Genomic DNA, 10,058 nt, shown 5'->3' with positions numbered 1-10,058 from the left:
GTATCCGAGGCTCTGCCTGCTCCCACACCCTGTACAAGTCGCGAGTGCCCGGCTTCGTTGCGGCACTGCGCACGGCGGGAGGAATCAGGGCCGGCCGACAGCGGCCAGTGCGGAGTCGACCAACCGCCTCTGCCCGGCTCGGTCAACGCGGCGTGGGCGTCGGTGCCGACGGTGAACATCGGCGAGGTCACCCGGTGGTCGCGGCACCCACCGAGATCGTGAGGGCAGTCGGGCGTCCCCGCCGGCCCACCTCGACTCCACGGCGGCCGCCTGCTCCTGTTGACCGCGCGGCGCCGGCGCGTCCGTTACTGTCAGGCTCGTGGACGCACCGTGGGTGAAGCACTACCAGCCGGGGGTACCGGCACAGATCGAGCTGCCGACCGAGTCGCTGGTGGCGCTGTACGAGCGGTCGGTCGCCGAGGCGGGCGACCACGTCGCCACCGAGTTCTTCGGACGGACCACGACCTACGCCCAGCTCGGCGACCAGATCTCCCGCGCGGCCGAGGGGCTGCGCCGGCTCGGGGTGAAGGCCGGCGACCGGGTGGCCATCGTCCTGCCGAACTGTCCGCAGCACGTCGTGGCGTTCTATGCCGTGCTGCGGCTGGGCGCGGTCGTCGTCGAACACAACCCGCTGTACACCGAGCGTGAGCTGCGGCACATCTTCGAGGACCACGCCGCCCGCGTCGCGATCTGCTGGGACGCGGCTGTCGCCAAGCTGAGGGCGCTGCCGGACGACATCCCGCTGCAGCAGATCGTCTCGGTGAACCTGCTGAAGGCCTTCCCCGCGCTCAAGCGGCTCGCGCTGAACCTGCCGCTGAAGAAGCTGCGCGCCACCCGCGACCGGCTCACCCAGCCCGCACCGGGGACGATCGGCTGGGAGCGGCTGCTGGCCGCGCCGCCACTGGCCGCGTCCCACCCGAGGCCGACCGTGCACGACCTGGCGGTGATCCAGTACACGTCGGGGACCACCGGCGTCCCCAAGGGCGCGATGCTGTCGCACTTCAACCTGTTCGCCAACGCCCGCCAGGGCGAGGCGTGGATGCATGGCGCCGAGTACCGCAAGGAGGTGTTCTACGCGATCCTGCCGCTGTTCCATGCGTTCGGGATGACGCTCTTCCTCACCTACGGTGTGCTCAAGCAGGGCCGGATCGTCCTGTTCCCCGCCTTCGACGTCGACCTCGTGCTGGACGCGGCGAAGAAGTCGCCACCGACGGTCTACTGCGCGGTGCCTCCGATCTACGAGCGGACCGCGAACCGCGCGAAGGAGCGGGGCATCTCTCTGCGCTCGGCCAAGTACTGCATCTCCGGGGCGATGAATCTCCCCGACGCCGTGGTCGAACTGTGGGAGAGCGTGTCCGGCGGGCTGCTGGTCGAGGGCTACGGGATGACCGAGGCGTCCCCGGTCTGCCTGGGCAACCCGTTCGCGCCGAGCCGGCGGACGGGCACGATCGGCATCCCCTTCCCGAGCACGTGGATGCGGGTGGTCGATCCCGACGACCCGACCCGCGAGGTCGCCCAAGGCGAGCGTGGCGAACTGCTGATCAAGGGTCCGCAGGTGTTCGGCGGCTACTGGAACAACCCCGAGGAGACCGGGCGGACGCTGCTGCCCGACGGCTGGCTGCGCACCGGCGACGTGGTCACGGTGGACGCGGACGGCTTCACCACGATCGTCGACCGGGTCAAGGAGCTGATCATCACCGGTGGCTTCAACGTGGCGCCGTCCGAAGTGGAGAACGTGCTGCGCACCCACCCCGACCTCGCGGACGCGTCCGTGATCGGCGTCCCCGCACCTTCGGGCGGGGAAAGGGTGGCGGCCGTTGTCGTGCTGCGTCCGGGCGCGACCCTGGACGAGGACGGGCTCAAGGCCTGGTGCCACGAGCGGCTGGCCGGCTACAAAGTGCCACGCCGCTTCGCGGTCGTCGATGACCTCCCCCGCTCGATGCTGGGAAAGGTACTCCGCAAGCAGGTCCGCGAGGACTATCTGGCCGCCCACGCCTGAACGGGAAAGGAACCGTCCCCCGAATGGAATTGGGGACACACCAGCGAACGGGAAAAGAACCGTCCCCATTCTCGTTCGGGGGACGGTTCCTTTCCCGTTCAAGGCGGGCCGGGCCGGAGCGGGGCGGTCAGCGGACGTCCTCGAAGTCCTCCACGAGGACGGCGTCGGCGCGGTGGTTGTGCCAGGGCATCGCGTCCCAGCCCGCCCGGCGGACGATGTAGCCGAACGCGACCAGGACGGCGATCGCGCACATGATGCCGCCGACGGCGACCGTCCAGCGCGGACCCCAGACATCGCCGATCCAGCCGATGATCGGGGCGCCGAGCGGCGTCCCGCCGAGGAAGATGGCCTGGTAGAGCGCCATCACCCGGCCACGCATCACCGGTGTCGTCGACAGCTGGACGGACGCGTTCGCCGCCGTCATCACCGTCAGCGAGGTGAAACCGGCCGGGACGAGGAGGATCGCGTACCAGAGGTAGCTGGGTGCGATCGCCAGCAGCCCGCAGGCCACGGCGAACAGCGCGAGCGCCCCCATGATCAGCCGCAGCCGCAGCTGCGTCCGGCGGGCGGCCATCAGGCCGGCGGCCAATGACCCGATCGCCATGATCGAACTGAGCACGCCGTAGTCCTCGGCCCCGACCTTGAACACCGACGTCGCCATCAGCGCGTTGGTGATCTGGAAGTTCAGACCGAACGTCCCCAGCATGAAGACCAGGAACATCAGCAGAATGATGTCCGGACGCGACTTCACGTAGCGCAGCCCGGCCACGATGGAGCCCTTCGCCTTCGCCCGCGGGGACGGGGTGAGTTCGTCCTCGCGCATCATGGCCAGGGCGATCAGGACGGCGACGAAGCTGATCCCGTTGATCAGCAGCGCCGGTCCGACGCCCCACCACGCGATGACCAGTCCGGCCACGGCGGGGCCGATCAGGCGGGCCGAGTGGAAACTCGTGGTGTTCAGCCCGACCGCGTTCGGGATCAGCGTCTGGGGCACCATCTCCGGCGCCATCGCCTGCCGGGCGGGGCCGTCGAACGCCGCGGCCACGCCCAGCAGTGTGGCCAGCAGGTACACGTGCCACAGCTGCACCCCGCCGCCGAGCACGAGGCCGGCGAGGGTGAGCCCGATCACGGCCTGTGCGAGCTGGGTGACCATCAGCATCCTCCGCTTGGAGAACCGGTCGGCCAGCGACCCGGCGTAGGGCGCCAGCACCGCCACCGGAAGGAACTGCAGGGCCGTGGTCAGGCCGAGCGCCACCGCGGAGTTCGCGGTGAGGATTGTGAGCACCAGCCAGTCCTGGGCGATCCGGGCCATCCAGGTGCCGATGTTGGAGACGAAGCCGCCGGTCCAGAACAGCCGGTAGTTGCGGATGCCGAAGGACGAGAACATCGGGACGCGCTCCGCCGCGACCGCACTCACTTCGCCACCACCCGGTTCAACAGTTCCGTCGCCCGCTCCAACAAGTCCAACTCCGCCTCCGAAAGTCCTTCCAGCTTGTGCACCATCCAGTCGTCCCGCACCCGCACGACCTCGTCGATCGCCGCCCGCCCCGCGTCCGTCAGGGCGACCAGCTTGGACCGCCCGTCGCTGGGGTTGTCGTCGCGCGTGACCAGGCCCTTCTCGGCCAGGCAGCTCACGGTCTTCGTCATGGACGGTGGCGCGATCCGCTCCGCGTCGGCGAGCTCCCCCGGCGTCCGCGGCCCGTCCTGCAGCTTGAACAGGACGCTCGCCTGGTGCGGCGGGATCTGAGAGCCGGCCTCGAACCTGACCCGCCGGCTCACCTGCTGGCAGGCCATCCGGACCTCGTTCGCGAGGTGCTCGATCGACATCATGATACTTAGCTTAACTCATTAGTTCGGCTAACCATTCCCGGGCGGCAGCCGACCGGCCCCAGGAGCGGCGAAGGACGTCGTCCGGCGGACGGGTGGTGAGCGCGCGCCCGGGACCGGTCGCCACGGCAGGTCCGGCCGAGGGGGCGGCCGGTCAGAGGGAGCGGGCCCAGGCGAGGACCGCGGGGTCGGCCAGGGACGCCAGGACGATGTCGGCGGGGAAGCCGGAAGGGTCGAGGGAGGGGACGCCGACCACCGCCATGCCTGCCGCGCGGGCGGCCGCGACGCCGGTGGTGGTGTCCTCGAAGGCGAGGCTCTCCGGCGCGCTCACACCGAGCCGCGCACACGCGGTCAGATAGAGGTCGGGGCCCGGCTTGGGGACCACCACCTCGTCGGCGGCGATCACGGCACCGAAGGCACCGGCCAGGTCTGCGCGGGCCAGCGCCGCGTCCAGGACCGCACGCGGGGAGTTGCTGGCCACGGCGATCGGCAGCCGTCCCTGCAGCGCGGCGACCAGGTCAAGCGCGCCCGGCATCGGCTGGGCCTCCCGGGAGATCACGTCCTCGATGGTGCTCAGCACCTCGACCTCGATCGCGTCCTCGTTGCCCGCCTCGCCGAAGATCGCGGCCATCAGCGCGACCGTCGCCGGGACGCTCTTGCCGATGAAGCGCGCCTTCTCGTCCGGCCCGTACGGCAACCCGCGGGCGGCGAACACCGCCGTCTCGGCCACCGTCCAGCACGGCTCGGTGTCCATCAGCAGACCGTCGCAGTCGAAGACGATCCCCGCCGGACGCAGCCCATCCAGCCCCCGATCCGAACCCCGGACGCTCCCGAAAGGCGGCGTTGCTCCCCGATTCCCGGGAGCAAGGCCGCCTTTCGGGAGCACGAACGGGGTCGCCGGGTCGACCGACGACGTCTCGGGCTCACCCATTCCGGGCCGCCCACCAGTCCCTGAGCTCCTGCTCGGCGCGCTCGGCGCCCAGCGGACCCTCATCGATCCGGCGCTCGAGCAGGAACCGGTAGGCCTGCCCCACCACCGGGCCCGGGCCGATCCCGAGCAGGGCCATGATCTGCGTGCCGTCGAGGTCGGGACGCATCGCGTCCAGCTCCTCCTGGGCGGACAGATCGTCGATCCGCCACTCCAGTTCCTCGTAGGCCCTGCGCAGGTTCTGCGCCTTGCGCTGGTTGCGGGTGGTGCAGTCCGACCGGGTCAGGATGTGCAGCCGCTCCAGCTGGTCGCCGGCGTCGCGGACGTAGCGGCGCACCGCCGAGTCCGTCCATTCGCCCTCCGAGTAGCCGTGGAAGCGCAGATGCAGCTCCACCAGCTTCGCCACCGCCCTGGTCTCCTCCGCGGAGAAGTGCAGTGCCTGCATCCGCTTGCGGGCGAGCTTGGCCCCGACCACGTCGTGGTGGTGGAACGACACCTTGCCGCCCGCCTCAAACCGGCGTGTCCGCGGCTTGCCGATGTCATGGAGCAGCGCGGCCAGCCGGCTGATGATGTCGGGCGCGTGCCCGCGGGCCCTCTCCAGCGCGATCGCCTGCTCGACCACGGTCAGGGTGTGCTCGTAGACGTCCTTGTGGCGGTTGTGCTCGTCGCGCTCCATCCGCAGCGCGGGCAGTTCGGGCAGCACGAAATCGGCCAGCCCCGTGTCGACCAGCAGGTTCAGCCCGGGACGCGGGTCGTCGGTGAGCAGCAGCTTCACCAGCTCGTCCCGGACCCGCTCCGCCGAGACGATCAGGATCCGCTCCGCGTCGGCGCGCATCGCGTCCACCACCTCGGGAACGGCGCGGAAGCCCAGCTGCGAGGTGAACCGGGCCGCCCGCATCATCCGCAGCGGGTCGTCGGAGAACGACAGCTCGGGGGCCGCGGGCGTGCGGATCAACCCGGCGTCGAGGTCGGCCATGCCGCCGAAGGGGTCCAGCAGCTCCCCGGACACGGCGTCCAGCGCCATCGCGTTCACCGTGAAGTCCCGCCGGACCAGATCGCCGCCGAGGTGGTCGCCGAACACGACCTCCGGCTTGCGGGTGTGGTCGGCATAGGTGTCGGCGCGGAAGGTCGTGATCTCGACCAGCCAGTCCGTCCCGTCGTCCTCCCGCACCCGGCAGGCGATCGTGCCGAACGCGCGGCCGACGTCCCACACCGCGCCGGTCACCCGCCGGACCAGCGCCTCGATCTCGTCCGGCCGGGCCGAGGTGGTGTAGTCCAGGTCGTTGCCGAGCCGGCCGAGCAGCGCGTCCCGCACCGATCCGCCGACCAGGTAGAGCTCGTGGCCCGCCGCGGCGAACAGCCCGGTCAGGAGCCGGACGCGGGGGCCCGCGACCCGCACGTCCGCCAGGGCGGCGCGCTGCGCTGGAGTCAGGTCGGGCACGGCGGACCACTCTACCCGGGGGTGGCGCGGACGGACGTCCCGCCTCGCCCCCGTACGATGGGACGGTGATCGACGGCACCGGCGGAACGCACCGTGCCCTGGCCCTGGTGCTCGCCTGGGTCACGGCCGTGGCGGGGCTGCTCGCGTGGGTGCCCGGTACGCGTGCGCAGGCGGCCGAGCAGCCGCAGGTGTCCTTCACGATGACCTCGCTGAAGGTGTCCGGCCACAACGCCGAGGACACCGTCACGCTCGAGGGCACGGTCACGAACACCGGCAGCGTGGACGCCTACGGCGTCCAGGTGATCCTGTGGCGCTCGCGGGACGAGATCCAGAGCCTCGCCACGCTCCGGCAGGCCAACAGCAACAACATCCTGGGTTCGCGGCTGCCGATCAGCGCCGACCACTACGTGGTGGTCACGACCTCCACGGAGGCCTTCATCCCCGGCCAGACCGACCAGGTGACGCTGCGCGCGACGATCGGAGAGCTGGGCTTCGACACCAGGGGGGCCGCGTTCGCCTTCGGTGCGGACGTGATCGCGAACGCCGAGCCCACCGGCGAGTACCGCACCGTCGGCCAGCTGCGCACCTACGTGGCCGTGCCCGCGAAGTCGAAGGTGCCGGTGACCTCGATCGTGCTGCTGTCCGCGCCGCCCACCAAGCTCGTCGACGGCCTCTTCCGCAACGACGACCTCGCCACCGAGTTGAGCGGACGGCTGGCCTCGCTGGTCGACGCGGCAGGGCGGCCGGGGATGAGCTGGCTGGTCGACCCCGCCCTGCTCGACGAGGTGCGCGACATGGCCGACGGCTACCAGGTGAAGAAGGGGGCCGGCACCGTCGCGGGAGCCGGGCAGGCCGTCGCGCAGGAGTGGCTGGAGCGCTTCGACGCGCTGGACCGGGACGCCGGCGCCCGCACCCTGTTCGCCAACCCCGACCTCGACGGGGCACGCTCCGCCGGCGACGACCTGGCCGTGAGCCGGTCCGAACGCGCCGCGGCGACCGTCACCGGCCTGGACGACCTGCCGATCGTCGCGGTCCCGAACGGGCTCTCCCTGACCTCGGCCACGCTGGCGTCCCTGGCCGGCTCGTCGGTCACCCTGGCCCTGGCCGGCAACACGACCTCCGCGGGAGCGCTCCAGGGCGGTGACGGTGACGAGCCGGGCGTCCTGGGCGTCTCGGCCGCCTTCCCCGGTGACGGGGGCCTGCCGGAGAACCTCCGCCGGCAGTACGCGCTCGCCGCCACGGTGATCGCCGGCGCCCGCGGCGAGGCGCGGCTGCTGACCAGCGTCGCGGAGGTCGAGGCGGACGAGGCCGACTCCCCGTCGTGGACCGTCCGGCGCGACCTGGGCGAGCTGCTCGACACCGACGCCAGCCACCGGGCGGCGAACCTGCAGTCGGCCAGGCCCGCCCACCTGACCAGCGAGCAATTCGGCGCGATCGGCCGGCTCGAGAGCGACTTCACCGCCTACGCCGAGCTCGCCCGCAACTCCACGCTCCCCGATCAGTCGGACGCCGCGGTCTCCCGCGCGATCTCCACCGCGTGGGTGGACGATTCGCGCGGCTTCGACGAGCAGCTGGCCGGCATGAACGACCTCGTCGGCGTGCCCGCGCTCGGCCGCTCGGTCGTCCTCGACGCGAGCCCACGGTTCGTGATGTCCTCGAAGGCCAACCAGTTCCCGATCACGGTCACCAACCACCTGACCGAGGAGATCACGCTGCGGATCGTGGTCGCGTCCAACAACCCCCAGCGCCTCTCGGTGCCCGCCTCCGACCCGGTGACGGTCGAGCCCGGCCAGAGCGTCACCGTCAACATCCGCCCGGAGGCCACCTCCAACGGTGTCGTCACCGCCAGGGCCTACGCCGCCACCGAGAGCGGGCGGCGGATCACCCCGGACACCTCGATCATCATCGAGGTGACCGACCTGGGCGTGGTCGCCTGGGTGATCGTGACGGTGTCCGCCCTGGTCCTGGTCGGCGCCACGGCGTGGCGGATCCGGCAGGTGCGGCGCAGGGAGGCCACGGCCGGCCAGGCGGAGCCCTCCCCCGAGCACCTCCGTGAGAGCGCCGGATGAGCGACAGCCAGGCCGGCCAGGCCGGCGGTCGCCGGCTGATCAACGCGACCGCCGTGATGGCGTCCGGGACGATGGTCTCCCGTGTCCTGGGGCTGATCAGGGCGATGCTGATCGCCTTCGTCCTCGGCAACGGCACCCGGCAGGTGGAGGCGTTCAACTTTGCCAACACCGTCCCGACCACCCTCTACCTCCTGCTCGCCGGCGGGACGCTGAACAACGTCCTGGTGCCGCAGATCGTCCGCGCGGTCACCCACGACGAGGACGGCGGCAAGGCGTTCGTCGACCGGATCATCACCGGCTTCGTGATGATCCTCGGCGCCCTCACCCTCATCGTCACGCTCGCGACGCCGTTCGTGATGAGCCTGTTCGCGCGGGCCTGGACGGCGCCCGAGATGGCCGACCACTGGCGCTCGCTGCTGCTGATGAGCTACATCTGCATGCCGCAGCTGTTCTTCTACGGAGTGTTCTTCCTGATCGGCCAGGTGCTGAACGCCCGCGACCGGTTCGGCCCGATGATGTGGGCCCCGATCGCCAACAACGTGGTCTCGATCGGGGTGTTCGCCCTCTACCTGGCGATCTGGGGCAACCAGACCGCACTCAGCGGCGACCCCTTCACCGACCAGCAGGCGTGGTGGCTGGCGCTCGGCTCCACCCTCGGCATCGTCGTCCAGACCGTGGTGATGCTGCCCTACCTGAAGCGGGCCGGCTTCACCTACCGTCCCCGCTTCGACCTGAAGGGGACGGGGCTGGGCCGCACCTTCCACGTCGCCAAGTGGATGGTCGGCTACGTCGCGCTGACCACGCTGGTGCAGATGCTGGTCGCCAACCTCGCCTCGGGTGCGACCGCGTCCGACACCGCGACGGCGAGCGGCGCCGGCTGGACGGTGTACCAGAACGCCTACCTGATCTGGATCCTGCCGCACTCGCTGCTCACCGTCTCGCTGGCGACGGCGATGCTGCCGAGCGCGTCCCGCTACGCGGTCGCCGGCGACCGGGCGGGCGTCGCGCGGGAGACCGACCAGGCGCTGCGGCTGGCCACCACCTTCCTGCTGCCGGCCAGCGTCGGGCTGATCGTGCTCGCCGACCCGATCACCCGGCTCGCCTTCGGCAACGGCACCGGGGCGCACGACTACATCTACATCGCATGGGCGTTGATGGCCTTCGCGATCGGCCTGATCCCGTTCACGATCCAGTACCTGTACCTGCGGGCCTTCTTCGCCATGGACAACACCCGCACGCCGTTCCTGCTGCAGATCTGGATCAGCGGAGCGAACGCCCTGGCCGCGCTCGCCCTCGCACTGCCGTGGGACGATCCGACCACGGTCGCCGCGCGGCTGGCGCTGGCGTACAGCATCTCCTACGTCGTCGGCGTCGCGGTCACCCACCGGGTGCTGCGCCGCCGGCTGCCGGAACTGCCCGGGCGGGCGACCCTGAGCCACCTCGGCAGGCTGCTGGTCGCCACGGTGCCGGCCGCGGCGCTCGCGTGGGTGATCTCGTGGTGGTTCGAGCGGTACCCGAGCCTGTTGCTGCGGGTCCTGGGGCTCGCCCTGGCCGGCATTGTCGCGGTGCTCGCATTCTTCTTCGCCGCCAAGCGGCTGAACATCCCCGAGACCACGACCCTGCTGCAGCAGTTGCGCCGGTCCCGGGGAGACGACGGCCAGACGGACGCGGCCGAGGCGGCCGCCGACCGTGCCGACGAGGAGGGCGACCGGGCCCGGCCGGCCACAGCGGAAGGGGACGGCGCCGGACCGGCGGGAGCGGCCGTACCGGCGCCCGCCGGGGTGGGTGCCGCAG

General features: G+C 71.3%; 7 protein-coding genes. 3 read left to right on the top strand and 4 right to left on the bottom strand.

Features of this window, described 5'->3' with window-relative positions:
* Positions 1-319: 319 nt before the first annotated feature.
* The gene (locus QM633_RS10585; protein ID WP_415153721.1) at positions 320-1,999 is read left to right on the top strand and encodes a long-chain-fatty-acid--CoA ligase; all 1,680 of its coding nucleotides are present in this window, start codon (positions 320-322) and stop codon (positions 1,997-1,999) included.
* 127 nt (positions 2,000-2,126) lie between these two features.
* Here the strand turns inward: QM633_RS10585 and QM633_RS10580 are convergent, their stop codons facing one another.
* The 4 genes from QM633_RS10580 to QM633_RS10565 all read right to left on the bottom strand — a co-directional run bounded on the left by QM633_RS10580 (position 2,127) and on the right by QM633_RS10565 (position 6,195).
* Complete coding sequence (locus tag QM633_RS10580; protein ID WP_415153720.1) at positions 2,127-3,416, bottom strand: MFS transporter; 1,290 nt, start codon at positions 3,414-3,416, stop codon at positions 2,127-2,129.
* Positions 3,413-3,829: a MarR family winged helix-turn-helix transcriptional regulator gene (locus QM633_RS10575; protein WP_415153719.1), complete on the bottom strand. Its 417-nt coding sequence runs from the start codon at positions 3,827-3,829 to the stop codon at positions 3,413-3,415. Before QM633_RS10575 ends, QM633_RS10580 begins: the two co-directional genes overlap by 4 nt.
* Positions 3,830-3,980: 151 nt before the next feature.
* On the bottom strand, positions 3,981-4,757 hold the full coding sequence (locus QM633_RS10570; RefSeq protein ID WP_415153718.1) for an HAD family hydrolase: 777 nt from the start codon (positions 4,755-4,757) through the stop codon (positions 3,981-3,983).
* Positions 4,750-6,195, bottom strand: coding sequence for a CCA tRNA nucleotidyltransferase (locus QM633_RS10565; protein ID WP_415153717.1), 1,446 nt, complete (start codon positions 6,193-6,195; stop codon positions 4,750-4,752). Before QM633_RS10565 ends, QM633_RS10570 begins: the two co-directional genes overlap by 8 nt.
* Before the next feature lie 65 nt (positions 6,196-6,260).
* Here QM633_RS10565 and QM633_RS10560 point away from each other — a divergent pair, with 65 nt between their 5' ends.
* Together QM633_RS10560 and murJ are read left to right on the top strand one after the other, a co-directional pair.
* Positions 6,261-8,264, top strand: coding sequence for a hypothetical protein (locus tag QM633_RS10560; protein ID WP_415153716.1), 2,004 nt, complete (start codon positions 6,261-6,263; stop codon positions 8,262-8,264).
* Positions 8,261-10,058: murein biosynthesis integral membrane protein MurJ (gene murJ / locus QM633_RS10555; protein ID WP_415153715.1), on the top strand; the 1,798-nt coding region annotated here is incomplete at its 3' end. The genes QM633_RS10560 and murJ, both read left to right, overlap by 4 nt.

It is taken from the genome of Propionicimonas sp., assembly GCF_047606205.1.
Lineage (GTDB): Bacteria > Actinomycetota > Actinomycetes > Propionibacteriales > Propionibacteriaceae > Propionicimonas.
Note: the sequence above shows the minus strand (reverse complement) of the source record. Positions and strands in the feature narration are given on the sequence as shown.